The organism is Thalassobacillus hwangdonensis (genome assembly GCF_042675915.1).
GTDB lineage: Bacteria > Bacillota > Bacilli > Bacillales > Halobacillaceae > Thalassobacillus_A > Thalassobacillus_A hwangdonensis.
This window is the reverse complement of sequence record NZ_JBHTKL010000005.1, coordinates 43523-69004: the sequence shown is the minus strand read 5'-3', so window position 1 is coordinate 69004 and position 25482 is coordinate 43523. Positions and strand designations below refer to the sequence as shown.

Below are 25482 nucleotides of genomic sequence, written 5' to 3'. Positions count from 1 at the left end.
ATATCAAAAAAAGATTCAACGATCTTTTGATAGCAATCTCGATTTATACAATACATGGGAAAGGCTTTTTTTCATTTCATGGAAATCCATATTCTTCGTCGGATTTCTTGCGATGACCACAAGATCATAACGGGTATCGATCCTTGGTTCGAGCTCCAGGAATGCTTGTCTCAAATATCGTTTGATTTGATTTCTAAGTACGGCATTACCTATTTTCTTGCTTACGGATAACCCGATCCTGAAGTGGGACTGATCATCTTTTTTCATATAATAAAGCACCAGCTGACGGTTAGCGAAAGACTTCCCCTTCTTGAACACCTGCTGGAACTCTTCATTTTTTTTGATTCGGTACGCTTTCTTCATGGGATCTTACCCTCCGCTACATATAAGAAAGCAACCTCGATCGAGTTGCTTTTATCAATCGTGCTTCTATGGATTTTTGTAAAGTTTCCATCTTTAATTTGAAAAAAAGACCACTGAGGTGTTCAGTGGCCTATGCAGATAATACTTTTCTTCCTTTACGACGACGACGAGCCAAGACTTTACGTCCGTTCTTTGTGCTCATACGTGTGCGGAAGCCGTGTACTTTCTTACGCTTACGGTTATTTGGTTGAAATGTACGTTTCATTATATATGCACCTCCTGAGGTTTTATCTCCTAAATTCAATCATGCTAAAAGGCAGTCCAATTAATTATAAAGAATAGGCTGGCTTCATGTCAACTTACTTTTTAATTTATTCTATTGGACTCAGGATCCAGAGCAATATCGCGTTATATAACAGCACTGTTACATAACACTTTCCCCAGAGCATCCAAGATGATTATACATAGCTTCTATGTGGATAATCAACATCAGGTGTGAATAACTTTTTCGAGGGTTTCTGACTATCCACATCAATTATCGACAACATAATAACAAAATATAGTGGTGTGGATAGAAAGTATCTACAACCTGTTGGGCTTGTGGATAAGCTTTGAATAACCATTGCCAAGATGCGTTTTGTTTGGTATTATATTTGTGTTTTAACGCTGAATATCTGACAGCACGATTTTCTCTTATTCACAGGTTGTGGATAATATGTGGACATCTATTCACATGCTTGTTACTTAAGTTATGAACAGGTCTGTGGATAATGGAAATAAGCGCTGGATTTGTCTAAATAACAGGAAATATAAGTCCACAAATGAAAATTGCATAGTTTCCAATTTACATTATACAAATATTATACATCGGTGCCTTTCGAGCTTTTTTTTGCTTGTTGGAAAAAGTTTACGGAAGGCTTTTATGATTTTTATGGATTGGATGAAAGGGGTGATATGATTTGGAAAATATCTACGAGCTTTGGGATACGACATTAGAGCATATGAAAAAGAAAATTAGTAAACCAAGCTTTGAAACTTGGCTGAAAGCGACAAAAGCCAATGCACTGCAAGATAATACATTGACGATCGTAGCACCGAACGAGTTTGCTAGAGACTGGCTCGAGAATCAATATTCCAAATTGATCAATGAAACATTATATGAAGTAACAGGGGCGGAATTGAATACAAAATTCATCATCCCGGAGAACAAGGATGACTCCATGGAGGAAGTGAAGCTAGCTTCCAAGAAGGTTCCTGAAGTGAAAGCGAATGAGGGGGAAGAATCTCCTCAGAGTATGCTGAACTCTAAATATACATTTGACACGTTTGTCATCGGATCGGGTAACAGGTTCGCCCATGCTGCTTCGCTTGCTGTAGCAGAAGCTCCGGCAAAAGCCTACAATCCTCTCTTTATCTATGGAGGAGTGGGGCTTGGAAAAACCCACTTGATGCATGCGATCGGCCATTATGTACTGGATCACAATCCTAATGCGAAAGTGGTTTATTTGTCATCCGAGAAATTCACCAATGAATTCATCAATTCAATCCGTGATAACAAAGCAGTCAACTTCCGTAATAAATATCGAAGTGTTGATGTGTTATTGATTGATGACATCCAGTTCCTTGCTGGAAAGGAACAGACACAGGAAGAATTCTTCCATACTTTCAATACGCTTCATGAGGAAAGCAAACAGATCATCATCAGCAGCGACCGTCCACCTAAAGAAATTCCTACATTGGAAGATCGACTGCGCTCCCGCTTCGAATGGGGATTGATCACAGATATCACTCCTCCTGATCTGGAAACGAGGATTGCCATTCTGCGTAAGAAAGCGAAGGCGGAAGGTTTGGATATTCCTAATGAAGTCATGCTTTACATCGCCAATCAGATTGATACGAATATTCGCGAATTAGAAGGTGCACTTATCCGGGTTGTCGCTTATTCTTCCTTGATCAATCGCGATATCAATGCATCATTGGCAGCTGAAGCGTTGAAAGACATCATTCCAAGCTCCAAACCGAGAGTGATTACGATCGAGTCGATTCAGGAGCTCGTCGGGGAACGATACAGTGTACGACTGGAGGACTTCGCAGCCAAAAAACGTACAAAGTCCGTAGCATTCCCTCGCCAGATCGCCATGTATCTTTCCAGGGAACTGACTGATTTCTCCCTTCCGAAGATTGGTGAAGAATTTGGGGGACGTGACCATACAACCGTCATTCATGCTCACGAGAAAATATCAAAATTGATTGCTTCCGACGCTCAATTATCGAGAGAAATCGATGAGCTTCAGGAAAAACTGAAATCGCAGTAACCTGAATAGTGTGTATAACTCGTGCACGTATGCCAACATGCTGTCCACATGTGGATAACCTTCCTTGATTGAGGTTGATTGGGTTATCCACATATTCACAGCCCCTATTACTATTATTACTATTTTTTATTAATAAAAATATATAAATATGATCACTTAGGAGGACTCATTCATGAAATTCGTAATTCAACGAGATCAGTTGATGGAAAGCGTCCAACATGTCATGAAAGCAATCTCTTCCAGAACGACGATTCCAATTTTGACAGGTATGAAATTGGAGGTCAGTGAAGCTGGCCTTAAATTGACAGGAAGCGATTCTGATATTTCGATTGAATCATTCATCCCCGCTGAAGAAGATGGACTCGTATATGTAGAAAACATTGAACCAGGAAGTATCGTACTGCAGGCAAAATATTTTCCTGATATCGTCCGGAAACTTCCACAGAATACAGTGGAAATTCTGACGGATGACCATCGAAACGTAACAATTCGTTCAGGAAATGCTGAATTTCATTTGAATGGACAGGATGCAGAGGAATATCCTCAGCTGCCAAAACTACATACAGAAGATAGTTTTGAGCTTCCGATCGATCTTTTGAAAGAATTGATCCGTCAGACCGTATTTGCTGTATCTTCTTCGGAAACTCGCCCGATTTTGACTGGTGTGAATGTGAAAATCCAGGACGGGGAACTTCATTTCATCGCGACAGACAGTCATCGTCTGGCATCACGCAAACTACCACTGCAGGAATCAGGGGGAAGCCTTGCGTTTGATAATGTCGTCATTCCTGGAAAAAGTTTGACTGAGCTTAATAAAATCCTTAGCGACTCAGATGACACGATTGAAATCAATGTCACGGATAACCAAATTCTCTTCCGTACGAAACATTTGTATTTCCTTTCCCGTCTACTCGACGGAAATTATCCGGAAACTTCCCGTTTGATCCCGGATGAAAGCAAGACAATCGTAAAGATGGATACGAAAGAATTGCTTCAATCCATCGATCGTGCTTCCCTGCTTGCTCGGGAAAACCGGAACAATGTTGTCCGTCTGATTACAAAAGGCGGCAACCAGATTGAAATCAACGGTAACTCTCCAGAAGTAGGAAACGTTGTCGAAGAAGTAGAAGCTGCTTCCATCGAAGGTGAAGAATTGAAAATTTCCTTCAGTGCGAAATATATGATGGATGCACTGAAAGCTGTAGGAACAGATCAAGTGAAGGTGGAATTCACAGGTGCCATGCGCCCATTCCTTATCCGACCGATCGAAGACGAACAAATCCTGCAACTGATCCTGCCAGTAAGAACGTATTAAGAAAAAAGGATGTCCTCGCTCAATCTAGGACATCCTTTTTGTTTTACATTCTTTTTTAATTAGTGAACTTAGTTTATTTGAGAAGGTACATCACATAATAAATATGAGAAGGAAGGCTGGAAATTGGAACACCCCACAGGTCGAAAAGTAAGTCATTTCCACCTTCATCTGCTCTTTTTAAAAGATGTACCTAGATTATCTAAATGCTGTTCTTTTCTTATGTCGATTTATTTAGTAAAATAGAAAGAAGGCAAATCTAACCGTTAGGGTGAAAAGAATGAACGAAAAAATAGAAATTTCGACAGAATACATCCAACTCCAACAATTCCTTAAACTGGCTAATGTTGTGGAATCCGGAGGCATGGCTAAAATGTTTTTAAGTGAATATGAGGTTTATGTGAACGGCGAACTTGAAGACCGTCGGGGACGTAAGCTTTACGTGGAAGACCAAGTCGAGATCCCAGGTGTCGGCACGTTCGAAGTCGCAAAAGCGAACTGAAGCACCAGGCTGAAAGGAAATTCTGATGCATATCCAAGAAATCAAGCTGCGCTCTTTCCGTAACTATGATCAGCTCCATTTGAATTTCGATGATCGGATCAACGTCATCATCGGAGAGAATGCACAAGGAAAAACGAATCTGATGGAAGCGATCTACCTGCTGGCGTTTTCCAAGTCCCACCGGACGCCAAGAGATAAGGAACTTATCCAATGGGACAAAGAATATGCTAAAATAGAAGGTAGTATCATAAAACGCAATCGAAAGCTTCCGATGGAAATCGTACTTTCGAAAAAAGGGAAAAAAGCGAAGCTCAACCATCTTGAGCAAAAACGGCTGAGCGATTATATAGGGGCTATGAATGTCGTCATGTTTGCACCTGAGGATTTGAATCTTGTCAAAGGCAATCCTCAGGTGCGTCGTAGGTTTATCGATATGGAAATCGGGCAGATCCAGCCAGCCTATATCTATCACCTTGGTAACTATCAAAAGATATTGAAGCAGCGGAATCATCTGTTGAAAGATTTGCAGCGCAAGAGACTGACCGATCGTACAATGCTGCATGTACTTACAGAGCAGTTGATCAGCCATGCTGCGACGATCATAGAGCGGCGCCATACCTTCCTCCAGCTGTTGAGAAAGTGGGCTGCTCCTATTCATGATGGAATCTCAAGAAAGCTTGAACAGCTCGAAATCCTTTATGACGCTAGTGTCGAAGTATCAGAAGGTATGGATTTGGAAACAATAACTGATAGATATAAGGTAAAATTTACCGAAATTGAGGATAAAGAAGTGGAACGGGGCACGACACTCGCTGGACCGCATCGGGATGACCTCATTTTTCATGTGAACGGAAAAGATGTACAAACGTACGGATCTCAGGGGCAGCAACGTACGACAGCGTTATCCCTGAAACTGGCTGAAATCGAATTGATCCATAGTGAAGTGGGAGAATATCCGATTCTTTTGCTTGATGATGTGTTGAGTGAATTGGATGACTACCGGCAATCCCACCTACTACATACCATCCAAGGAAAAGTGCAGACCTTCGTTTCAACGACGAGTATCGATGGAATTGAACACGAAGCACTGGCACAGGCGGAAATTTTCCGTATTCGGAATGGTGCGATAGAAATGCAGGAATGAGGTGGCACGATGTTTATCCATATTGGTGATGATCATGTCATTCGCTCGAAGGATGTCGTTTCGATCATCGATCATACGTTGATCTCCTCTTCGACAATTGTGGAAGAAATGATCTTCAACCAGCGAAAAGAAAAAAACGTGATTGAGAACCAGGATAATGACGCGAAGTCGATTGTTATCACGAAAGATGCGATCTATTTCAGTCCGCTTTCAGTCATGACATTGAAAAAGCGTGCCAATATGATGGCAACACTGAACAAACTGGAAGACTTTTCAGAAGAAATCCTGGCCGCAGAAGAAGAATGACGTATAGTCGTAGCAATAGATTGAGAAGCACTCCGATTCAAGAGCTGAACAAAAGCTCGAACATCTGGAAGAAATGTAGGTGACGAACCATGAGTGAAGAAGTATTGAAAGATCAACAGGCTTATGATGAGAATCAGATACAGGTGTTAGAGGGACTGGAAGCAGTTCGTAAACGTCCTGGTATGTATATCGGTTCTACCAATGAAAAAGGCTTGCACCACCTTGTGTGGGAAATCGTCGATAACAGTATCGATGAAGCAATGGCAGGTTACTGTGACCACATCCAGGTCATCATTGAGAAAGACAACAGTATCACCGTAACGGATAATGGACGAGGAATTCCTGTAGGTATGCATGAAAAAGCGGGACGTCCAGCAGTGGAAGTCATCATGACGGTATTGCACGCCGGTGGTAAATTCGGCGGCGGAGGCTATAAAGTTTCCGGAGGACTTCACGGTGTAGGTGCATCCGTTGTTAACGCATTATCCACGGAGCTTGAAGTATTCGTCCATCGTGATGGGAAGATCCATTATCAGAAATTCCACCGCGGTGTTCCACATGAAGATCTGAAGGTGATCGGAGACACGGATATCACTGGAACGAGAATCCACTTCTCTCCAGATCCGGAAATCTTCAGCGAAACGAAAGAATATAACTACGATACACTTGCACATCGTCTGCGTGAACTTGCCTACCTGAATAAAGGTTTGACGATTTCCGTAGAAGATAAACGTTCAGATAAAGAAGCAGAGGATTTTTATTATGAAGGCGGAATCGTTTCCTACGTGGAACGGATGAACCGTACACGTGAAGCTATTCACGAAACTTTTTACTCTGAAGGCGAGCAGGACGATATCACTGTTGAAATCGCCCTTCAATACAACGATGGATTCGCAAGCAATATCTATTCGTTTACGAACAACATCCACACGTACGAGGGCGGTACCCACGAGTCCGGTTTCAAGACTGGTCTTACAAGGGTCATCAACGATTATGCCCGTAAAAATAATATGTTCAAAGAAAACGATCCGAACCTGACCGGGGATGATGTGAGGGAAGGTTTGACCGCCATCATTTCCATCAAACACCCGGACCCGCAGTTCGAGGGACAAACGAAGACCAAGCTTGGTAACAGTGAAGCGCGTCAGGTAACGGATGCCGTTTTCTCTGAAACATTTTCCAAGTTCCTGTTTGAAAACCCTTCGATGGCGAAAATCATTGTTGAAAAAGGATTGATGGCTTCCCGCGCACGGATGGCTGCGAAGAAAGCACGTGAACTTACACGCAGAAAGAATGCGCTGGAAGTGTCCAATCTTCCAGGTAAACTTGCCGACTGTTCTTCCCGTGACCCGAACATCAGCGAGTTGTACATCGTTGAGGGTGACTCTGCCGGTGGTTCTGCAAAACAGGGCCGTGATCGTCACTTCCAGGCGATTTTGCCGCTAAGAGGTAAAATCATCAACGTGGAAAAAGCCCGTCTCGATAAAATTCTTTCCAATAACGAAGTTCGTGCCATCATTACTGCACTTGGCACAGGGATCGGAGAGGAATTCGACATCACGAAGGCACGTTACCACAAGATCGTCATCATGACCGATGCCGATGTCGATGGTGCCCATATCCGTACGTTATTGTTGACGTTTTTATACCGCTATATGCGTCCATTGATTGAAAATGGCTACGTATATATCGCACAGCCGCCACTTTACAAAATTCAGCAGGGTAAAGCGGTCTACTACACTTATTCAGACAAGCAGCTGGATGAGTTGTATGCCCAGCTTCCTAAATCACCAAAGCCTGGTGTTCAGCGCTATAAAGGTCTTGGGGAGATGAATCCGGAACAGTTGTGGGAAACGACAATGGATCCGGAATCACGTACGATGAAGCAAGTGGAGCTTGCCGATGCAATATCAGCGGATGAAGTATTCGATATCCTGATGGGAGATAAAGTCGAACCGCGACGTAACTTCATTCAGGACAACGCCCAGTATGTACAGAACCTTGACGTATAAACGCTAAAATTTTGATAGAAATCAACATGCAAGTAGTTGGGGATGCCGTAACAGGGACAGGACACTCATGAGGGGACCCTGTCCAGTCATCCTCCTTCCTCAATTGTGATTGGAGGTCATTACATGGTGGATCAACCAAATCGTCCACGTGTTCAGGAAATAAATATCAGTCAGGAAATGCAAACGTCTTTCCTAGACTATGCAATGAGTGTCATTGTCAGTCGTGCGCTGCCGGATGTCCGTGATGGATTGAAGCCGGTACACCGCAGGATCCTTTATGCAATGCATGACTTAGGGATGCATTCAGATAAGGCATATAAAAAGTCCGCACGTATCGTCGGTGAAGTAATCGGTAAGTATCACCCGCACGGGGATTCTGCCGTTTATGACACGATGGTTCGTATGGCACAGGATTTCAGTTATCGATACATGCTAGTCGATGGCCACGGTAACTTCGGTTCCGTCGACGGAGATGCTGCCGCAGCAATGCGTTACACAGAAGCACGTATGTCCAAGATTTCGATGGAAATCCTTCGTGACATCAACAAAGACACGATCGACTACCGCGATAACTATGATGGATCGGAAAGAGAACCGATCGTCCTTCCAGCCCGTTTTCCGAATCTGCTGGTCAATGGTACTTCCGGAATTGCCGTCGGTATGGCAACCAACATCCCGCCCCACCAGCTGGGCGAGATCATCGATGGTGTGCTCGCATTAAGCAGGAACCCGGAGATCACCATCCAGGAACTTATGGAGAACCATATTTATGGACCGGACTTCCCTACTTCCGGGCAAATCCTCGGTCTGAGCGGGATTCGTAAAGCCTACGAAACTGGAAAAGGTTCGATTACAGTTCGAGCTAAAGTACATATCGAGGAACAAGCGAATGGTAAAGCGAAACTGATTGTTACAGAGCTGCCTTACCAGGTGAATAAAGCGCGTCTCGTAGAAAAAATCGCTGAACTTGCCCGTGATAAGAAAATCGATGGCGTAACGGATCTTCGTGACGAATCCGACCGTAATGGTATGCGTGTCGTTATTGAACTTCGCCGTGATGTGAACCCGAATGTACTCTTGAACAATTTATATAAACAAACCGCTCTGCAAACATCGTTCGGTATCAATATGCTTGCACTTGTAGACGGCCAGCCGAAAGTGCTGAACCTGAAGCAGTGTCTTGAGTATTACCTAGAGCACCAGAAAGTAGTCATCCGTCGACGTACTGCGTATGAATTGCGTAAAGCGGAAGCGCGTGCGCACATCCTTGAAGGGTTGCGGATTGCACTCGACCATCTTGATGAAGTAATCAAGCTGATCCGTGAATCACAGACGACAGATATCGCCCGTGAAGGATTGATGACTCGTTTCGAATTATCCGAAAAGCAGGCACAGGCGATTCTTGATATGCGTCTACAACGCCTGACAGGATTGGAACGCGAAAAAATCGAAGCAGAATATAAAGAACTTGTAGAACTGATCGCTGAATTGAAAGCGATCCTTGCTGATGAAGAAAAAGTATTGGAAATCATCCGTGAAGAGCTTGCGGAAGTCAAAGAACGCTTCAATGACGAACGCCGAACAGAAATTGTGATCGGTGGTACGGACTTCATCGAGGATGAAGACCTGATTCCTGAAGAGACGATCATCGTAACCTTGACACACCAGGGCTACATTAAACGTCTCCCTGCTTCCACTTATCGTGCGCAGCGCCGTGGTGGACGAGGGATCCAGGGAATGGGCACCCACGAAGATGACTTCGTGGAACACCTGTTGTCTACTTCTACTCACAACACACTTCTGTTCTTCTCGAACAAAGGGAAAGTGTATAAAGCGAAGGGATACGAAGTTCCTGAATTCAGCCGTACAGCGAAAGGAATTCCGATTATCAACATGCTTGAAATCGAGCGGGATGAGTGGATCAATGCGGTCATCGCTGTCGAAGACTTTGTTGATGACTGGTATTGCTTCTTCACAACTCGTCATGGCGTTTCCAAGCGTACCTCCCTCTCAAGCTTTGCGAACATCCGTAAAGGCGGACTGATCGCCGTAAACTTAAGGGATGAGGATGAATTGATTTCTGTCCGCTTGACGGATGGCAATAAAGACATCATGATCGGTACGAAACAAGGGTCCCTGATCCGGTTCAATGAAGACCAGGTCCGTACGATGGGACGTACTGCAGCAGGCGTGAAAGGAATCAGCCTGAAAGAGGATGATGAAGTCGTATCGATGGAAATCATCGATGATTCGATGCAAGTGCTTACCGTTACGAACAAAGGGTACGGTAAACGTACACCTGCGGAAGAATACAGAATCACGAACCGTGGTGGTAAAGGTATCCTTACACATAACCTTACCGACAAAAACGGTGTGGTCGTAGCAGTCAAAGCTGTGACAGGCGAAGAAGACGTCATGTTGATCACGGCTATGGGCATACTGATCCGTATGACTGTCGAAAGCATTTCCGAAACCGGTAGAAATACGCAAGGGGTCCGACTCATTCGTCTCCAGGAAGGTGAAGAAGTCGCAACCGTCGCTCGTATAGATGCAGAAGAAGAGGAAGAAGCAGAAATCGAAGCGGTGGAAGCAGAAGAAAGTGCTGAAGCCTCCACTTCTGAAGATGCTTCTCAACCAGAAGAGGATAGTCCGACCGAAGAATAATACAACGAGATACACATCTGATGAGTAAAGTCGCCCTGTTTTCCTAACAGGCGGCTTTACTTTTACATAAGAGAATTGCTTCGTTACCAATACTTACATAAAAGGTGTGGAAACAATGCGTGTTCATCCGTCTCAACTTGTACCAGGATGTATTTTACTTCGGGAAGTGATGGGGAAAACGAATCGCCCGATCATTCCTAAACATACCGTGTTGAAAGAACTTCATATTCATGTGCTGCAACGATTTCTTGTCGATTTTGTGGATGTATCTCCTAAGCTTTCAGATGGAGAGCCATACGTTCCGGAAGAAAAGATCCAGATGGATGTCATCCACGAGAATAATCAAGCGAAAGATTCATTTGCTGATCTCTATTTGAAAGCTGTGAAGGAATATAAAAAATGGTTCAGCAACTGGCAGGCAGGCTCACCGATCAACATTCAGACCATCAGGAATACGATCGTACCATTGCTGGAAGCGGGTGTGGAGTCCAATAATCACATCGTGAAACTCCACCATTATTCCACAAAAGATGAGTATTTGTACCATCATAGTGTTTCTTCTGCGTTGATTGCTTCGTTCCTGGCAAAGAAAATGAACCTGGAACGAGGAGAATGGATCCAGGTAGGCCTTGCTGCCCTGCTCAGTGATTGTGGGATGGCAAAGATTGACCCGAAGATTCTCTTTAAACAGGGCTCTTTGACAGAAGCTGAATATGACGAAGTCAAGCAGCATCCGAAGCACTCCTACCGCATGGTAGAGTCGATTCCTGCACTTTCCAAAGGGGCTAAGCTCGGGATTCTCCAACATCATGAACGGTTGGATGGAAGCGGATATCCTTTCGCCCTGAAATCGGAGAAGCTTCATATTTTCAGTGGAATCATTGCTGTCAGCGATATGTACCATGCGATGACATCAGAGCGGCTGTACCGTGCGAAACAGTCTCCATTCAAAGTGCTCGAAGAAATGATGAAAGCACAATTCGGCCGGTTCAACCATGAGATTGTGCAGACGTTCATCACCCATATGACGAATTTCTCTACTGGTACGAAAGTGAAGCTCTCCAATAATGATTTGGGCGAGGTCGTTTTCATAGAATCATCCCAGCCGACGAGGCCGATGGTTCGGCTCCAGCAGAATGAGGAAATCATTCATCTGAAAAATCACCTGGATGTTTATATCGAGGAAGTTGTAGGGTAATTACCATATCATTGAAGATTTTCTAAACCGTAATAAGTTACAATGGCCCGGGATTTCACTCGCATTCCTCGGACGAACGATCGAGCCTCCTCGCTGCGCTGCGGGGTCTCGACTCATTCGTTTTTCCGAAGGAGTCTCGTGAAATCCCTTCCCATTTTATCTAAGGTGTGCAATCGCTTAGCTTATTATAAACTTAAATAATAGTATAGTTGGACAACCCTATCTCTTATCTAATGGCTTAATGTCGATTGATTCATTAGCCAATAGGCGATCAGGGTTGTTATTTTTTGTGCGGTGATGTCGAGGAAGTGGATGATGAATGCATAGTCCTCGGTATCACGCATGTATTGGACGTCCATCCACCATTCAACTTCATATCGAGCGATCATGCTCAAATTGTAAAGGACCATATAATGGATCAGGACCTCTTCGAGATGGTCCTCTGCATCTGGCGATGTAGCCATGTAGAAAGTCTTCTCCTCTTCAGAGAAATAAAAAGGGGCGGACTGATGCAGTGGTAGAGGTGATTCGAGTTCAATATGGAGAATATCCCCCTTTTTTTCACTTGTTGTCACGTTAAAGCCCGCAAATCTACGTTTGATTTTTCGTTCTGACAGGTGAAAGGCATTCCATGCAGCAAGGTCAAGCAGAATCGTCGTTTTCCCTTCCTTACCTACGGGCAGTAATTTTCTTTCCCCTCTCCATTGATATAACGGTGCCATTTCCGGAATCAACTGCAGCAGCTGGTCCATATTCGCTTTCTGGAACGAGGATTTCAGTTGAAAAAGATGGCTGCCTGTATAGGTGAATAACCCTTGCGGCTGAACTTTCACTTCATCCTGTAAGAAGGAATAGTTCTGTTTCTTCCTTTTCCTTGTCGATAACCCGTGTGCCAGTACCTTGGAGGAAGGCGGGTATTCCGGGTCTTTGATAAGCAGACTTGCCTTCAGCAGATGCCCGAGACCATAGAAAAACAACACAGGTTTCACGGATAACGGTGAACTCATCCCTGTTTCAATATAGTGCAGTCCATGTTCCAGGAAGTAGCAGAACCGTTCACTGTTCTTATAAGCGGTTGCCTCTGCTTCTTCCATCCCCTGCTTTTTATAGCATTCTTGCAAAAAACTCCGCGCATGTGGAAGCGATTTCAAATACGTCAGAAAAGTTCTCGCATCTTTTTGCATCTCATCCCCCTCTTTCAAGGAAAAAAATTCTACCATGTCTACCTATTGAAAAAGCTCAAGCGATGTCGTATTGTATATAAAAATAAGATACTGTCTGAAAGTCCCACTATCGCTTAGGTTTACCCATTTTTACCAAAACTATTTCGTACACCTGAAGGAGAGGATCAAGCATGCGCGAGGATAAGTTTGCAAAAGAAGGTTTGACATTTGATGATGTGTTGTTGGTTCCAGCGAAATCAGAGATTCTGCCGAGAGATGTGTCGGTAGCGACAGAACTCTCCCCTACACTGAAGCTGAATGTGCCGATCATCAGTGCAGGGATGGATACGGTCACAGAGGCGAAGATGGCGATTGCCATGGCTCGACAAGGTGGACTCGGGGTCATCCACAAAAACATGTCGATCGAAGAGCAGGCGGAAGAAGTCGACCGAGTAAAACGATCCGAGAGTGGTGTCATTACGAATCCATTCTATTTGACGCCGGATCATCAAGTATTTGACGCTGAACACCTGATGGGTAAATACAGAATTTCCGGTGTTCCGATTGTAAATGACGAAGATCAGCAGCAACTGGTCGGAATCCTCACTAATCGTGACCTTCGTTTCATCGATGATTATTCGATAAAAATCAAAGAAGTGATGACAAGCGAGAATCTGGTGACTGCTCCTGTTGGTACAACCCTTGATGAAGCAGAACGAATCCTTCAGCAGTACAAGATCGAAAAGCTTCCTCTTGTCGATAGCCAAGGCGTGCTCAAAGGTCTGATCACAATTAAAGATATTGAAAAGGTCATCGAATTCCCGAATGCTGCTAAAGATGAGCAAGGACGCCTGCTTGCAGCGGCAGCAGTCGGTGTTACAGCGGATGCGATGACACGGGTGGACAAGCTTGTCGAAGCTGGTGTCGATGCACTTGTTGTCGATACTGCTCATGGGCATTCGAAAGGGGTCATCGACCAGGTGATGCGCATCCGTTCGAAATATCCGAGCATGAACATCATCGCTGGTAACGTCGCAACAGCAGAAGCGACGCGTGATCTGATCGAAGCTGGGGCGAATGTGATCAAAGTAGGAATCGGACCTGGTTCGATCTGTACGACTCGTGTCGTCGCTGGTGTCGGAGTTCCTCAGATTACTGCTGTCTATGACTGTGCACAGGAAGCACAGAAGTTTGATGTCCCTGTCATTGCAGATGGCGGAATCAAATATTCCGGAGATGTCGTAAAAGCACTAGCATCTGGTGCACATGCAGTCATGCTGGGCAGTATGTTCGCTGGTGTGTCAGAAAGTCCAGGAGATACGGAAATCTTCCAAGGCAGACGCTTCAAAGTCTATCGCGGTATGGGATCTGTCGGGGCAATGGAAGCTGGTTCGAAAGACCGATATTTCCAAGCGGAATCAGAAAAGAAAAAGCTCGTACCGGAGGGCATCGAAGGACGTGTGGCCTATAAAGGTCCATTGGCGGAAACGATCCATCAGCTTGTCGGCGGCTTGCGTGCAGGTATGGGATATTGCGGTACGCCTGACCTGACAACGCTTCGTAATGACGGTAAGTTCATCCGCATCACAGGTGCAGGGCTTCGCGAAAGTCACCCGCATGATGTACAAATTACGAAAGAAGCACCGAACTACTCCGTTTAACCTATGGAGAGATTAATAGACAGGGACTATTCCCTGTCTATTTTTTTATGCCTTCCTGTGATAAAATGACAAAGATGCATACTATTATGGTGGAGGTCGAGTAAGTTGAAACAAAAGATTCAAGCAGCTTTGATAGTGGTCATGGCATTCATGATCTCTTTTACTACGTTTTTTGTGCAGCCGGAACATACATATGCACAGGTGGATTTAGGGGCTAAATCAGCCATTCTTGTAGACGCGGAAACTGGTAAGATCCTTTTTGAGAAAGAGGCCGATATGACTTTGCCTCCTGCCAGTATGACGAAGATGATGACGGAATATCTAGTACTTGAAGCAATTGAAGAAGGTAAAATTTCCTGGGATACGACAACACAAATCTCAGATTATCCATATTCGATTTCAGCCAATCCATCCTTTTCAGGAATTGGACTGACTCAAAATAAAGATTATACGGTACGTGAACTGTATGAAGCGATGGCGATCATCTCGGATAACGCTACTACGATCGCTTTGGCAGAATTGATTGCAGGCTCTGAAGGTGAATTCGTCAAAATGATGAATGAGAAAGCCGAAGAAATGGGTCTGCCAGACTATCAATTTGTCAATTCTACTGGTCTTGAAAATGCAGATTTAGGTCAGAACGTTCCAGAAGGGACATCCCCGGATGGAATCAACCAAATGTCTGCACGCACGACTGCCCTGCTTGCCTACCATCTTGTCAAAGACTATCCAGAGGCGTTAGAAATATCCAGCCAGAAGGAAATCAAGTTCGAAGGCCATCAGGATCAGAACTTGAACTGGATGCTTCCGGAAATGCCTGGCCACCTTGCAGCATTCGGTTTCCAAGGGATGGAAGGTTTGAAGACAGGCTATACAGATATGGCTGGTTACTGTTTCACAGGTACAGCAGAACGTGACGGTCAACGCTTGATTTCTGTTGTAATGAAAACAGACAGTAAAGAAGACCGTTTCCAACAGACACGTACATTGATGGAGTACGGCTTTACACAATTCGAAACGAAAGAACTTTACCCTGAAGGTTTCCAGCTTGAAGATGAGGAAACTGCTGCGGTCGATAAAGGAAAAGAAGATGAAGTGGAAGTATCCACTGCAACAGCTTTAAAGACCGTGATGAAAAAAGGGGAAGACGATCAATACAGCATCGAATATAAATGGGCTGAGGACAAGCTGAACAAATCCGGTGAATTGACGGCACCAATCAAAAAAGGTGACAAAGTCGGTACTGCACAGCTGGTCTATAATGGCGAAGAGTCCTACGGCAACATTTTTGATAATAAGACTGGTACACAAAGTGTCGATCTTGTAGCGGATGAAACGGTGGAAAAAAACAACTGGTTCATGCTTATGCTTGGTGCTGTCGGTGATTTCTTCAGCAACATCTTCACTAGCGCTGTCGACACTGTAAAAGGCTGGTTCTAATCCTGATTCATTTGATAGGAATTTAACGATTTTTGCGATACAATAAAGGACGGGAAACCGATTGTAACGCATTCAAAATATTATATTGGGAAGCATGTAAAGGAATGGAGGAATAGGAAGATGTCAAAAGTAGGTACTGATCGTGTAAAACGTGGAATGGCGGAAATGCAAAAAGGTGGCGTCATCATGGACGTCGTCAATGCAGAACAGGCGAAAATCGCAGAAGCGGCTGGTGCGGTAGCAGTCATGGCGCTTGAGCGTGTGCCTTCTGATATTCGTGCAGCTGGTGGCGTAGCACGTATGGCAGATCCGACAATTACAGAAGAAGTATTGAACGCTGTATCAATTCCGGTAATGGCAAAAGCTCGTATCGGTCACATCGTAGAAGCACGTGTGCTTGAAGCGATGGGCGTCGACTATATCGATGAAAGTGAAGTTTTGACTCCTGCAGATAACATCTATCACATCAAAAAAGATGAGTACACAGTTCCGTTCGTATGTGGATGTCGTAACCTTGGCGAAGCAACTCGTCGTATCGCAGAAGGTGCTTCCATGCTTCGTACGAAAGGTGAGCCTGGAACTGGTAACATCGTTGAAGCAGTCAGCCATATGCGCCAAGTACAAGCGGAAATCCGCCGTCTTCGTGGAATGAGCGATGACGAAGTGATGGTATTCGCGAAAGAAAATGGCGCGCCATATGAGCTTCTAGTTCAAATCCGTGAAGAAGGACGCCTGCCGGTCGTAAACTTTGCAGCTGGTGGAATCGCAACTCCATCTGACGCTGCATTGATGATGCACCTTGGAGCTGATGGTGTATTCGTTGGATCTGGAATCTTCAAGTCCAACAACCCTGAGAAGTTCGCTCGTGCGATTGTAGAAGCAACAACTCACTATGATGACTACAAATTGATCGGTGAACTTTCCAAAGACCTTGGAACAGCAATGCCGGGCCTTGAGATGTCTACTTTGACTCCGGACCAGCGCATGGCTGACCGTAGTGAATAATCAGCAGGTTTAAACTCCTGCTTTTCCTGAGATAATAAGAAGGAGACATTCATCATGATGAAAATTGGTGTATTGGGACTTCAAGGAGCGGTTCGTGAACACATCCGTTCTGTAGAAGCCTCTGGTGCAGAAGGCATCATCGTTAAGAAAATTGCACAACTCGACGAAATCGATGGACTGATCATCCCTGGTGGAGAAAGTACCACAATGCGTCGTTTGATTGATAAATATGATTTCTTAGAGCCATTGAAGCAATTCGGAAAAAGCGGCAAGCCTATTTTCGGAACGTGTGCAGGAATGATCCTTCTCGCATCTGAAATCAACGGTTCGTATGATGTCCACCTCGGTCTTATGGATATGAAGGTGGAACGTAATGCATTCGGCCGCCAGCGTGAAAGCTTTGAAGCAGACCTTGATATCAAAGGTGTAGCGGAAGCCTTCAACGCAGTGTTCATCCGTGCTCCTTATATTCTTGAAGTTGGCGCGGATACGGAAGTGCTGGCAACCTACAACGACAGTATCGTTGCTGCTCAGCAGGGCCATTTGCTCGCTTGTGCCTTCCATCCCGAGCTTACGGATGATCACCGAATGACTGCCCACTTTGTAAAAATGGTCGAAGAATCAAAAAAAACACTTGCAAGTTAATTGGAAATCCGCTATATTTTATAATCAATAAACGAATCGTTAACAGCAATGACAGGAACCAGTAGCAGTGAACCTTTCTTTAGAGAGTCAGTGGCCGGTGAAAACTGACGGAAGGAGCTGTGAATCCATCCTTGAGCTGACATGCTGAACAGAATGTAGGCATGTCCGGTGACTCGCCGTTAAAGAAGATGAGCCGGGAGACAACTGTCTCCAATCAGGGTGGTATCGCGGGAATTCCAAGCTCTCGTCCCTATATATTATAGGGATGAGGGCTTTTTCTATTTTTAAAAATGAGGAGGAGTTAATATGTTGGATTTGAAGTATTTGCGTAATAATTTTCAAGAAGTGAAAGAGAAGCTGCAGCACAGGGGAGAGGACTTGTCCGACCTTGATAAATTCGGTGATTTGGATACACGTCGCCGCGAACTGATTCTGGAAGCAGAAGAGCTGAAAGCGAAGCGAAATGAAGTATCTAAAGAAATCTCTGTGTTGAAGCGCGAAAAGAAAGATGCCGATCACATGATCAAAGAAATGCGCGAAGTCGGTGACCGCATCAAAACGCTTGATACAGAGCTTAAAGAAGTGGAAGAGCAGTTGGAAACCCTATTGCTATCCATTCCAAATATCCCTCATGAGAGCGTACCTGTCGGAGGAGATGAGGATGACAACGTGGAAGCCCGTACATGGGGCGACCGTCCTTCTTTCGGATTCGAACCGAAAGCTCACTGGGATATTGCGACTGAACTTGATATTCTGGACTTCGAAAACGCGTCCAAAGTAACGGGCAGCCGTTTCGTATTCTATAAAGGTCTTGGAGCTCGCCTTGAGCGGGCATTGATCAACTTCATGATGGATCTACACTCTGACGAACATGGCTATAGCGAAATGCTTCCGCCATACATGGTCAACACCCAGTCTATGACAGGCACTGGTCAGCTGCCGAAATTTGAAGAAGATGCCTTCAAAATCGCAGACTGGGATTATTATCTCGTCCCAACAGCCGAGGTCCCTGTAACCAACTATCATCGTGAAGAAATCCTTGACGGTGAAGACCTGCCGAAGAAGTACGTGGCATTCAGCGCATGTTTCCGTTCTGAAGCAGGATCTGCAGGTCGGGATACTCGTGGTCTAATCCGCCAGCACCAGTTCAACAAAGTCGAGCTTGTCCAGTTCGTAAAACCGGAAGAGTCTTACAATGTATTGGAAGAACTGACAGGCAATGCTGAAAAAGTACTGCAGCTATTGAAGCTTCCTTACCGTGTGATGAGCATGTGCACTGGTGATCTTGGGTTCACTGCAGCGAAAAAGTACGACATCGAAGTGTGGATTCCAAGCTACGATACGTACCGTGAAATCAGCTCTTGTTCTAACTTTGAAGATTTCCAGGCACGCCGTGCAGGCATTCGCTACCGTCCTGATAAAAACGCGAAGCCTGAATTCGTTCATACATTGAATGGATCTGGTCTTGCACTAGGACGTACGGTCGCTGCGATCCTTGAGAACTATCAGCAGGAAGACGGCACAGTGGTCGTTCCTGAAGTACTACGAGCCTATATGGGTGGAAAAGAAATCATCGGATAATAACTGCAAAAAGACGGGCATGGTGTATACCGTGTTCGTCTTTTTTATTTTGGCGAAACTTAGTCACAAAAAGTTATAGAGTTCATATGCTGATTCCTATATGGTAGTTGTAAGGGGGAAATATCTATGCGGGAATCAATGATAAAGAAATACATACGGCTTTGGACCGGAGAATTGATTGCGTCCATCCTGTTTGCTTTTTTATGGTTCTATGCCATTAAGTCGATGGAAAGCATTGCTGCATATGTAACTTCATATCCTGCTGTATATGCGTTCCTGGTGCTTGAATTCATTCTTCTTCAAGGAAGCTTTTATTGGTATATGAAATGGAAACAGGCAAAGCAAGGCAACTTTTCTCGTATGACGAAAAGCCAGTGCAGGTGGTTTACATATTTGAAAAGGATCACGTTCGCATTGCTGGCTTACGGCATTCTATTGGTGATTTATCAGATCATGGTGGCTGCACCTACCATCTATTTGTTTTTGTTCCTTTATATCTTTGCCATTGGGGAATACGTGAATTACTATCATATCCGGCTTTCTTATCAGAGCGTTGACGATTTACGCTTGCTGTTCAGCCAGCGTGGAGCACGGGCATCCAAACTGGCAAAAGAGCTGAAAAATAGCCTATGAATTATCTTAAAATTTAATCATTTTTAGGATTGTTGACATCTTCTATGCGTACATGATATATTTTTATTTGTTGGACATACGGAGGAGTACCCAAGTCCGGCTGAAGGGATCGGTCTTGAAAACCGACAGGGGCTTCACGGCCCGCGGGGGTTCGAATCCCTCCTCCTCCGCCATTTTTTCAACAAAGCGCATAAAATTGGAGATTCATAGAACGAAAATCGTTACTTCTTGTAACGATTTTTTTTATGCTCAAATTGCCTATGTTTAACCATTTCTCTCCCTATGCATAAGGTGTATGGATTACCTTTCAGGGGGAATGTTGATGTATTACCGCCAACAACCGGAAGCAATGAGTATAAGTCCACAATATATAACGGTGGTTGATCCATTTGTAGTAAGCACGCTGCAGTCGGTGATAGGAAAGACACTTATTGTTGAGACTGTGAGAGATACGATTCGTGGAGATTTGGAAGACGTGAAGCCGGATCACATTGTATTGACTGCCGGAGACTCGACTTTCTTTGTGCGCATTCAGCAAATCGTAACGATTATGCCAGATCTTGATTAAAGAGACGAACTACTATAATAGAAATAAAAAAATCCTGCAGATCTCGGATCTGCAGGATTTCGCTTATTACGTAAGCATACGGCTTGAACGCCATTTGCGTGATTGATTGATGAAATGTCCGATTTTCTCCAAAATCGGATCGATGCTGTTTTCGTTCTGGATCACATCGTAGTCTGCAATGTTCAGGCGGAGAACTGGGCAGGAATTAAAATTGTCGATCCAGTTTTCATAACGGTCGAACATTTCCTTCCAGTATTCAATAGGTGTTTCCTGCTCCATCGGACGGCCGCGCTCCTGAATGCGGGCAAGTATGTCCTCGAAGGAGCCTTCCAAGTAGATGAGCAAGTCCGGATGCGGGAAATATGGTGTCATGACCATTGCATCGAACAAGTTCGTGTACGTTTCATAATCGGTCGGTGACATCGTACCTTTTTCATAATGCATCTTCGCGAAAATACCCGTGTCTTCGTAAATGGAGCGGTCCTGGATGAACCCTCCCCCATATTCGAATATCTTCTTCTGTTCTTTGAAGCGTTCTGCGAGGAAATAGATCTGCAGATGAAAACTCCAGCGTTCGAAGTCTTTATAAAATTTATCCAGGTACGGATTGGTTTCTACCTTTTCGAATGAGGTACGGAAACCGAGTGCATCTGCCAAAGCATTAGTCATGGTCGATTTACCGACTCCGACTGTTCCAGCGATGGTGATCACACTATCATGTGGTATACCGAAGCGTTCACGTGCGTTCATTTGATAACTTCCCCTTTGTGTAGATGATGTTCGACCCGATCCAATATATGGCGTAGATCGTCCTGATGCTTCACGAAATCCAAATCGTCGCCATTCAGACGAATGACCGGAATGTCCGGATGTGTCGCTTCAAAATGATTCATGAAGTCATCATAATCCTGCGAAAGCTGCTGTAAATAAGAAGCTTGGATGTTCGCCTCTACATCACGGTTACGCATACGGATCCGCTCCATCAACGTGTCCAGGCTTGCGTGCAGGTAGACCATCATGTTCGGACGAGGCATATCATGTGTCAAAATATCATAGATTTTCGCGTATTTGTCGAACTGATCTTTTCTCAACGTACGACGCGCAAAAATCATGTTCTTGGAAATATGGTAATCAGCGACGACAGGCTTGTCGTGCTGCAAATATTTGTTGCCGATATCTTCTAGCTGCTTGAACCGGTTGCACAAGAAAAACATTTCAGTCTGGAAGCTCCATTCCTCAATGTTATCGTAGAATTTGCCTAAAAATGGGTTCTCCTCGACGATTTCCTTCAACAGATGAAAATCAAAATGGGAGGCGAGTTTTTTAGACAGAGACGTTTTTCCGACCCCGATCGGTCCCTCGACAGCAATGAAAGGTACATGTCCCATCTCTTCTCCTCCTTAAACAATACAAGAGACAATATTCGCTACGTTCTGACAGACAAGTTCTATTTTATCATAATTGAGCCGGGAATTGACAGGTGGATGGGAGAAATAAATCTTTTCATCTGCCGGGTATTTTTGTATAATAAGCAGTGTTCGCTACAATTTCTTTGCCCCCGTAGCTCAGGGGATAGAGCATCGGTTTCCTAAACCGTGTGTCAGAGGTTCGAATCCTCTCGGGGGCGTAAAAAAAAGACTGCCTGGAGATCGGCAGTCGGTGAAAGCACCTTGCATCCAGCAAGGTGCTTATTTATGTTCATAGGCAATCAAAATGACTTCTTCATTCGCTTCTGTCTTTATTTTTCTCTCCAGGTTCTGAATCTCTTGAAGCATATCAGGAGTTAGTGGGGCAGCACGATACTCATCGACCCATGGTTGGTTCTGTCCACTCATACGATCCCTCTTTCCGATTGAATTTTCATTAGGTTATGCAAAAATAGGGTGGATTAAACGCAAGTGAGATCAGATCCATTCTTTCCATATCTTCCGTAATTTCTTCTGGGATTTTTCCTGTACATTTCGAATGTGTTTTTCATTATTGATCAGCATTTCATATGCTTCAATGATAAGGGATGTCCGCATGATAATAAATGCCCCCAAAGCAATCAGGACGGTAAGAACCGGATAGTAAGGAAGCAGAACTCCTTGGGTAATATCATTTTCTTCTAACATGAATGATCCTGCCCCTACGGCAATGAGCGTGACACCAACGCCGATGAAGGAGTTATACTTCTTTCGAAGGTTTTTATAGTTTATTTTCAAATCTTTAAGGTAACTCTGATCGAAGACAAGGGCACTTGTTTTAAGAACTTCATACTTCTGCTGATCTTCGGTGCTTGCAGCTTTGAAGAAAGATAAAACTGCCAATGTACCGATGATGATGGTGAGAAATGTGTAGATCTTAGGCGAATCGTTGAAGATCAGATAAGGTGTGAATGCCAGAATGAATAGACTGACAGCTAAAGCAATTGGTTTTGCTATTTTTAAAACATGTGCCAAATAACCTTCCGCCATTTCCTTACTTACATAATAACTTTCTTCATCCTTATTGTTCTGTTCAATATCGTTCTTAAGTAAATAGTCGATCGATACCTCAAAAACATTCCCGATCAATAGCAGTTTTTCTGTTTCCGGAAATCCCTGATCATTTTCCCACTTACTGATTGCTTGTCTTGATGTCCGCAATTCATCTGCCAATTCCTGTTGAGAGAACCCTTTTTCTTTTCTTAGCTTGAATAACTTTTCTCCGAATGACATGTGAAAACCCCTTCCAGTAATTTCAATTCCTTGGTTAAAAGTGTATAAAAGAATGGTGGATTTTTCTATATTCATTTAGTTGCAAATAGGCAACGGAGGGTTGCATTTATGTAAAAACGGCGCTTTCAAGCTGTTTTAGACGGATTGAGGGCTGCCCATGTGGACAGCCCTCAAATTGATTCATCTCGTAGCAGCAGAATGAATGGATGCGCGGTTCAGTAACAGCCATGTAGGTATCATTGCAAGTAAAGCTGCGATGAATAAGGATACATAATGAATGGTGATCCCACTTTCACTGAACTCTAGGAAGAAGTCCAGAAACTGTTCTCGTAGATCAGGGAGCAGGATTGCAATCACAACTATGCCAATGACACTTAATCCGCCTACAAGTCCGGTCCGATAGAAGATCGCGCTGAACATGAAGCCGATTGATAGGAAAAGAAAACAGATCAATGTCTCAAGCCAGAATTGGTTGAACCATCCAGGGCTTAAACTTGTGGCATCAATTGCAGTCATTAATTGCAGATTGGATTGTTCCGTCATTCCGACCACAAGACTGAGTGTACTGGAAATGAAGGCCATGAAAGCTCCAAGGATCAAATTGAACACAATGACACCTGAGAAATACCGGTTCCGTGTTGTCCCCATTTTCAAACAGAAGGGTAACGTTTCTTTCGTCATCAGAAAACCTGAGATTCCACAATAAATATAGATGGCTAAGCTGGATGAGACGATAATCGTGACGTCATTGAAAGAAAAAGTCAATAAGTACAGTACGCCGGTGCTAGCCAGGAAAATTGACCAAAAAATTGTAAGACCGAACCGGAAATCTGTCGTTAAAAAGTAAAGCATCGCTTTCAAATCATTAAACATGTGTACGTACCCCTTTCTCTTCAGTAAGGTGGACCATCAATTTTTGGATTGGGCAACGTTCTGCCTCTAACCCTTCATTTTTAAGATCTTCCAACTGGAAGTGTTCCCCGAAAACTATGACGGTTTTTCTACCCATGATTTCATCGGTATGAATCACGTTTTTTCCTGTACAGAATGCATCAACTTTGTCTTTTGGTCCTGTAACTTGGATGCTGAGCTCGGTCATTTCTTCTGACGTCTTATGGTGCATCAGCTCGCCTTCACGGACAAGAATGATTTCTTCAAAGAGGTTGCTGACTTCATCGATGAGGTGTGTGGAGAGGATGATTGTTCTAGGGTGTTGTTGGAATTCTTCAAGTAACGCATCATAAAAATCGTAACGTGCAGATGCATCAAGTCCGATGTATGGTTCATCAAAAATAGTGATGTTCGCTCGGCTGGCAAGCCCGATGATGATCCCTACCGATGATTCCATTCCTTTGGATAAGCCTTTCATATTAAGGTTCGACTCCAATTTGAAGGTTTTCATCAGACGGTCAGCAGTTTCCTGGGACCATTTTGGATAAAACAAGGAAGCGATCTTCAATACATGTTTGATTTTCAAGCGTCTTTTGAAGTTGTTACTTTCATTGATCAGACAGATGTCTTCAAGCACTGTACGGTTATTGAAGGGTTTTTCCCCGTTCACAAGAACTTCGCCGCTTGTAGGAGAGATCTGTCCAGCCAAAAGCTGCATCATGGTCGTTTTGCCAGCACCATTACGGCCAAGCAATCCGTAAATTTTGTTTGCTTCCAGCGTCAATGAGAAGTTATTCAATGCTTTTTTAGCTCCATAGGCTTTTGTAAGGTTTTTGAATTCGATTTGCATCATGCTTCCCCCTTATTGATCAGGTTGATTAGTTCTTCTGTAGACATCCCGAGTTTTTCTGCTTCCTGTCTCATCGGTATCACGTAGTTTTCATAAAAGTCATGCTTCCTTTTCGACAAAATGATCTTTTTTGCACCATCCGATACAAACATGCCGATCCCTCGTTTCTTATAGATGATCTCCTGTTCGACAAGCTGGTTGATTCCTTTTCCAGCGGTCGCAGGGTTGATTTGATAATATTTGGCGAATTCATTCGTGGAGGGAACGCGGTCTCCTTCATTGATGGATCCTTCCAGAATGCTCGTTTCAATCTTTTCAGCTATCTGTTGGAAAATGGGTTTATCGTCGTTGAGCTCTCTGTCCATTTCCATCACCTACCCCATTGGTTAGTTACTTGTGTAATTAACCATATAACTAACCCTTTCATAAGTCAATCACTTTTTTAGAAAGTTTTGTAAAAAGGTTGCTGTATCAGGTTTTTGAGCATAAAAAAACCTGCTTCTTCATAGGAAGCAGGTTCATTACTCAGT

Annotated in this window: 25 protein-coding genes, 2 tRNA genes and 1 other annotated feature; of the genes, 17 read left to right on the top strand and 10 right to left on the bottom strand. The window is 44.0% G+C overall.

Annotated elements, in window-relative coordinates; translation table 11 throughout:
- Positions 1 to 15: 15 nt before the first annotated feature.
- Positions 16 to 363 carry a ribonuclease P protein component gene (gene rnpA / locus ACFQ2J_RS09525; protein ID WP_386059238.1) on the bottom strand — a complete coding sequence of 116 codons (348 nt, stop codon included), beginning with the start codon at positions 361 to 363 and terminating at the stop codon, positions 16 to 18.
- Positions 364 to 493: 130 nt separating this feature from the next.
- Positions 494 to 628, bottom strand: coding sequence for a 50S ribosomal protein L34 (gene rpmH / locus ACFQ2J_RS09520; RefSeq protein WP_019377820.1), 135 nt, complete (start codon positions 626 to 628; stop codon positions 494 to 496).
- 694 nt (positions 629 to 1322) lie between these two features.
- On the opposite strand from rpmH, the gene dnaA reads away from it, so the two are divergent.
- From dnaA to ACFQ2J_RS09480, 8 genes are all read left to right on the top strand, one after another.
- Positions 1323 to 2678: a chromosomal replication initiator protein DnaA gene (gene dnaA, locus ACFQ2J_RS09515; protein WP_386059233.1), complete on the top strand. Its 1356-nt coding sequence runs from the start codon at positions 1323 to 1325 to the stop codon at positions 2676 to 2678.
- A gap of 172 nt (positions 2679 to 2850) precedes the next feature.
- Positions 2851 to 3993 (top strand): DNA polymerase III subunit beta, encoded by a 1143-nt coding sequence (gene dnaN / locus ACFQ2J_RS09510; protein ID WP_386059230.1) that lies wholly within the window; start codon positions 2851 to 2853, stop codon positions 3991 to 3993.
- 277 nt (positions 3994 to 4270) lie between these two features.
- A complete protein-coding gene (gene yaaA / locus ACFQ2J_RS09505; RefSeq protein WP_386059227.1) occupies positions 4271 to 4492 on the top strand; it encodes a S4 domain-containing protein YaaA in 222 nt (73 codons plus the stop codon).
- 25 nt (positions 4493 to 4517) lie between these two features.
- Entirely contained in the window at positions 4518 to 5636 is a 1119-nt protein-coding gene (recF, locus tag ACFQ2J_RS09500; RefSeq protein WP_386059224.1) for a DNA replication/repair protein RecF, read from the top strand.
- Between the two features lie 9 nt (positions 5637 to 5645).
- Positions 5646 to 5942, top strand: a complete 297-nt coding sequence (remB, locus tag ACFQ2J_RS09495; protein WP_386059221.1) for an extracellular matrix regulator RemB — start codon at positions 5646 to 5648, stop codon at positions 5940 to 5942.
- Between the two features lie 89 nt (positions 5943 to 6031).
- Positions 6032 to 7954: a DNA topoisomerase (ATP-hydrolyzing) subunit B gene (gyrB, locus tag ACFQ2J_RS09490; RefSeq protein ID WP_386059219.1), complete on the top strand. Its 1923-nt coding sequence runs from the start codon at positions 6032 to 6034 to the stop codon at positions 7952 to 7954.
- Between the two features lie 123 nt (positions 7955 to 8077).
- Positions 8078 to 10618: a DNA gyrase subunit A gene (gene gyrA / locus ACFQ2J_RS09485; protein ID WP_386059216.1), complete on the top strand. Its 2541-nt coding sequence runs from the start codon at positions 8078 to 8080 to the stop codon at positions 10616 to 10618.
- 115 nt (positions 10619 to 10733) lie between these two features.
- Positions 10734 to 11816 carry an HD-GYP domain-containing protein gene (locus ACFQ2J_RS09480; RefSeq protein ID WP_386059213.1) on the top strand — a complete coding sequence of 361 codons (1083 nt, stop codon included), beginning with the start codon at positions 10734 to 10736 and terminating at the stop codon, positions 11814 to 11816.
- Between the two features lie 230 nt (positions 11817 to 12046).
- Here the strand turns inward: ACFQ2J_RS09480 and ACFQ2J_RS09475 are convergent, their stop codons facing one another.
- Positions 12047 to 13000 carry a YaaC family protein gene (locus ACFQ2J_RS09475; protein ID WP_386059210.1) on the bottom strand — a complete coding sequence of 318 codons (954 nt, stop codon included), beginning with the start codon at positions 12998 to 13000 and terminating at the stop codon, positions 12047 to 12049.
- Positions 13001 to 13170: 170 nt separating this feature from the next.
- On the opposite strand from ACFQ2J_RS09475, the gene guaB reads away from it, so the two are divergent.
- The 8 genes from guaB (at position 13171) to ACFQ2J_RS09435 (ending at position 20512) form a co-directional block, all read left to right on the top strand.
- Positions 13171 to 14640, top strand: a complete 1470-nt coding sequence (guaB, locus tag ACFQ2J_RS09470; RefSeq protein ID WP_386059208.1) for an IMP dehydrogenase — start codon at positions 13171 to 13173, stop codon at positions 14638 to 14640.
- 105 nt (positions 14641 to 14745) lie between these two features.
- Positions 14746 to 16080, top strand: coding sequence for a serine hydrolase (locus ACFQ2J_RS09465; protein ID WP_386059205.1), 1335 nt, complete (start codon positions 14746 to 14748; stop codon positions 16078 to 16080).
- Between the two features lie 120 nt (positions 16081 to 16200).
- Entirely contained in the window at positions 16201 to 17085 is an 885-nt protein-coding gene (gene pdxS, locus ACFQ2J_RS09460; protein ID WP_386059202.1) for a pyridoxal 5'-phosphate synthase lyase subunit PdxS, read from the top strand.
- Positions 17086 to 17139: 54 nt separating this feature from the next.
- Positions 17140 to 17730 (top strand): pyridoxal 5'-phosphate synthase glutaminase subunit PdxT, encoded by a 591-nt coding sequence (gene pdxT, locus ACFQ2J_RS09455; RefSeq protein ID WP_386059200.1) that lies wholly within the window; start codon positions 17140 to 17142, stop codon positions 17728 to 17730.
- 39 nt (positions 17731 to 17769) lie between these two features.
- Positions 17770 to 17985: a binding site (T-box leader), on the top strand.
- A 51-nt stretch (positions 17986 to 18036) separates the two neighbouring features.
- Complete coding sequence (gene serS, locus ACFQ2J_RS09450; protein ID WP_386059197.1) at positions 18037 to 19311, top strand: serine--tRNA ligase; 1275 nt, start codon at positions 18037 to 18039, stop codon at positions 19309 to 19311.
- A gap of 126 nt (positions 19312 to 19437) precedes the next feature.
- The gene (locus tag ACFQ2J_RS09445) at positions 19438 to 19944 is read left to right on the top strand and encodes a hypothetical protein (RefSeq protein WP_386059195.1); all 507 of its coding nucleotides are present in this window, start codon (positions 19438 to 19440) and stop codon (positions 19942 to 19944) included.
- Between the two features lie 80 nt (positions 19945 to 20024).
- Positions 20025 to 20117: transfer RNA gene (locus tag ACFQ2J_RS09440), tRNA-Ser, on the top strand.
- Between the two features lie 149 nt (positions 20118 to 20266).
- Positions 20267 to 20512: a YuzF family protein gene (locus tag ACFQ2J_RS09435; protein WP_386059192.1), complete on the top strand. Its 246-nt coding sequence runs from the start codon at positions 20267 to 20269 to the stop codon at positions 20510 to 20512.
- Between the two features lie 66 nt (positions 20513 to 20578).
- On the opposite strand, the gene ACFQ2J_RS09430 is transcribed toward ACFQ2J_RS09435, so the two are convergent.
- Both ACFQ2J_RS09430 and ACFQ2J_RS09425 read right to left on the bottom strand, forming a co-directional pair.
- On the bottom strand, positions 20579 to 21262 hold the full coding sequence (locus tag ACFQ2J_RS09430; protein WP_386059189.1) for a deoxynucleoside kinase: 684 nt from the start codon (positions 21260 to 21262) through the stop codon (positions 20579 to 20581).
- Complete coding sequence (locus tag ACFQ2J_RS09425; protein WP_386059186.1) at positions 21259 to 21900, bottom strand: deoxynucleoside kinase; 642 nt, start codon at positions 21898 to 21900, stop codon at positions 21259 to 21261. Before ACFQ2J_RS09425 ends, ACFQ2J_RS09430 begins: the two co-directional genes overlap by 4 nt.
- Before the next feature lie 166 nt (positions 21901 to 22066).
- On the opposite strand from ACFQ2J_RS09425, the gene ACFQ2J_RS09420 reads away from it, so the two are divergent.
- Positions 22067 to 22139: transfer RNA gene (locus tag ACFQ2J_RS09420), tRNA-Arg, on the top strand.
- A 61-nt stretch (positions 22140 to 22200) separates the two neighbouring features.
- Here ACFQ2J_RS09420 and ACFQ2J_RS09415 read toward each other — a convergent pair.
- From ACFQ2J_RS09415 to ACFQ2J_RS09395, 5 genes are all read right to left on the bottom strand, one after another.
- Positions 22201 to 22347 (bottom strand): hypothetical protein, encoded by a 147-nt coding sequence (locus ACFQ2J_RS09415; RefSeq protein ID WP_386059183.1) that lies wholly within the window; start codon positions 22345 to 22347, stop codon positions 22201 to 22203.
- Between the two features lie 69 nt (positions 22348 to 22416).
- Positions 22417 to 23211, bottom strand: a complete 795-nt coding sequence (locus ACFQ2J_RS09410) for a helix-turn-helix domain-containing protein (RefSeq protein WP_386059181.1) — start codon at positions 23209 to 23211, stop codon at positions 22417 to 22419.
- 180 nt (positions 23212 to 23391) lie between these two features.
- Positions 23392 to 24084 carry a hypothetical protein gene (locus tag ACFQ2J_RS09405; RefSeq protein ID WP_386059179.1) on the bottom strand — a complete coding sequence of 231 codons (693 nt, stop codon included), beginning with the start codon at positions 24082 to 24084 and terminating at the stop codon, positions 23392 to 23394.
- The gene (locus tag ACFQ2J_RS09400; protein ID WP_386059178.1) at positions 24077 to 24952 is read right to left on the bottom strand and encodes an ABC transporter ATP-binding protein; all 876 of its coding nucleotides are present in this window, start codon (positions 24950 to 24952) and stop codon (positions 24077 to 24079) included. Before ACFQ2J_RS09400 ends, ACFQ2J_RS09405 begins: the two co-directional genes overlap by 8 nt.
- Positions 24952 to 25317, bottom strand: a complete 366-nt coding sequence (locus tag ACFQ2J_RS09395; protein WP_386062447.1) for a GntR family transcriptional regulator — start codon at positions 25315 to 25317, stop codon at positions 24952 to 24954. Before ACFQ2J_RS09395 ends, ACFQ2J_RS09400 begins: the two co-directional genes overlap by 1 nt.
- Positions 25318 to 25482 lie beyond the last annotated feature (165 nt).

Bases quoted from the DNA above. Each gene is read 5' to 3' on its own strand.
- rnpA (WP_386059238.1), bottom strand. From the start codon at position 363: ATGAAGAAAGCGTACCGAATCAAAAAAAATGAAGAGTTCCAGCAGGTG.
- rpmH (WP_019377820.1), bottom strand. From the start codon at position 628: ATGAAACGTACATTTCAACCAAATAACCGTAAGCGTAAGAAAGTACAC.
- dnaN (WP_386059230.1), top strand. From the start codon at position 2,851: ATGAAATTCGTAATTCAACGAGATCAGTTGATGGAAAGCGTCCAACAT.
- yaaA (WP_386059227.1), top strand. From the start codon at position 4,271: ATGAACGAAAAAATAGAAATTTCGACAGAATACATCCAACTCCAACAA.
- recF (WP_386059224.1), top strand. From the start codon at position 4,518: ATGCATATCCAAGAAATCAAGCTGCGCTCTTTCCGTAACTATGATCAG.
- remB (WP_386059221.1), top strand. From the start codon at position 5,646: ATGTTTATCCATATTGGTGATGATCATGTCATTCGCTCGAAGGATGTC.
- gyrB (WP_386059219.1), top strand. From the start codon at position 6,032: ATGAGTGAAGAAGTATTGAAAGATCAACAGGCTTATGATGAGAATCAG.
- gyrA (WP_386059216.1), top strand. From the start codon at position 8,078: ATGGTGGATCAACCAAATCGTCCACGTGTTCAGGAAATAAATATCAGT.
- ACFQ2J_RS09480 (WP_386059213.1), top strand. From the start codon at position 10,734: ATGCGTGTTCATCCGTCTCAACTTGTACCAGGATGTATTTTACTTCGG.
- ACFQ2J_RS09475 (WP_386059210.1), bottom strand. From the start codon at position 13,000: ATGCAAAAAGATGCGAGAACTTTTCTGACGTATTTGAAATCGCTTCCA.
- guaB (WP_386059208.1), top strand. From the start codon at position 13,171: ATGCGCGAGGATAAGTTTGCAAAAGAAGGTTTGACATTTGATGATGTG.
- pdxS (WP_386059202.1), top strand. From the start codon at position 16,201: ATGTCAAAAGTAGGTACTGATCGTGTAAAACGTGGAATGGCGGAAATG.
- pdxT (WP_386059200.1), top strand. From the start codon at position 17,140: ATGATGAAAATTGGTGTATTGGGACTTCAAGGAGCGGTTCGTGAACAC.
- serS (WP_386059197.1), top strand. From the start codon at position 18,037: ATGTTGGATTTGAAGTATTTGCGTAATAATTTTCAAGAAGTGAAAGAG.
- ACFQ2J_RS09445 (WP_386059195.1), top strand. From the start codon at position 19,438: ATGCGGGAATCAATGATAAAGAAATACATACGGCTTTGGACCGGAGAA.
- ACFQ2J_RS09435 (WP_386059192.1), top strand. From the start codon at position 20,267: ATGTATTACCGCCAACAACCGGAAGCAATGAGTATAAGTCCACAATAT.
- ACFQ2J_RS09430 (WP_386059189.1), bottom strand. From the start codon at position 21,262: ATGAACGCACGTGAACGCTTCGGTATACCACATGATAGTGTGATCACC.
- ACFQ2J_RS09425 (WP_386059186.1), bottom strand. From the start codon at position 21,900: ATGGGACATGTACCTTTCATTGCTGTCGAGGGACCGATCGGGGTCGGA.
- ACFQ2J_RS09415 (WP_386059183.1), bottom strand. From the start codon at position 22,347: ATGAGTGGACAGAACCAACCATGGGTCGATGAGTATCGTGCTGCCCCA.
- ACFQ2J_RS09410 (WP_386059181.1), bottom strand. From the start codon at position 23,211: ATGTCATTCGGAGAAAAGTTATTCAAGCTAAGAAAAGAAAAAGGGTTC.
- ACFQ2J_RS09405 (WP_386059179.1), bottom strand. From the start codon at position 24,084: ATGTTTAATGATTTGAAAGCGATGCTTTACTTTTTAACGACAGATTTC.
- ACFQ2J_RS09400 (WP_386059178.1), bottom strand. From the start codon at position 24,952: ATGCAAATCGAATTCAAAAACCTTACAAAAGCCTATGGAGCTAAAAAA.
- ACFQ2J_RS09395 (WP_386062447.1), bottom strand. From the start codon at position 25,317: ATGGACAGAGAGCTCAACGACGATAAACCCATTTTCCAACAGATAGCT.